General features: G+C 61.9%; 2 protein-coding genes. Both read right to left on the bottom strand.

Features of this window, described 5'->3' with window-relative positions:
• Positions 1 to 261, bottom strand: a 261-nt coding sequence (locus tag ACWTU8_RS31850; RefSeq protein ID WP_455851256.1) for a LysR family transcriptional regulator, incomplete at its 3' end; no start/stop codon positions are given.
• A 9-nt stretch (positions 262 to 270) separates the two neighbouring features.
• On the bottom strand, positions 271 to 640 hold a 370-nt coding region (locus ACWTU8_RS31845; RefSeq protein ID WP_455851255.1), incomplete at its 5' end, for an alpha/beta fold hydrolase.

Here is a 640-nt window from a genome sequence, read left to right as displayed (position 1 = left end):
CTGCCCGATCCGCATCACCTCACGTTCCGTCTGGTCGACGCGTTCGAGGATTTCCCTTGCCCGCTCCAACAGCAATTCGCCTGCCTGGGTGAGCCGAATCTGGCTGCGGCTGCGGTCGAACAGGGCCGCGCCGATCTCCCTTTCGAACTGAGCGATCTGTCGGCTTAATGGAGGCTGAGCAATTCCGAGCCGCGCCGAGGCGCGCCCGAAATGAAGTTCTTCGGCCACTGCCAGGAAATAGCTCAGCCGTTTGAAGTCCATCGCCGTCCGTCAGGCATCCATCAGCCGCGCAGGCACCCGCGTGACCCTTTCCAGTGCCTCCTTGAAATAGGCCCTGAAGGAAGCGGGGTTCTCGCTCATCGGAAAATGACCAAGATCCTTCATGATCGCAAGAGTGGCACCCTTGATCGCGGCTGCCGTGCGTTGCGCGTCTTCAGGAGTGCAGGTCATGTCGTACTCGCCGCACATGATATGGATGGGCGTGCGCCGCGTATCGATGGACGCGAGCCGGCCGACGAGGCTGTCATCGGACGTGTAAAAGCTGAGGTCTCCCCGAAAAACGCCTGGCCCGGACTGCATGAACATCCACAGTGTGGTCCAACGCTCTGCGTCGGGCGCCTGCGGCGCGATGTTGGCCGAG

Source organism: Mesorhizobium sp. BHbdii (genome assembly GCF_053848045.1).
The sequence above is the reverse complement of the archived record's forward strand: the minus strand, read 5'-3'. Positions and strand labels throughout refer to the sequence as shown.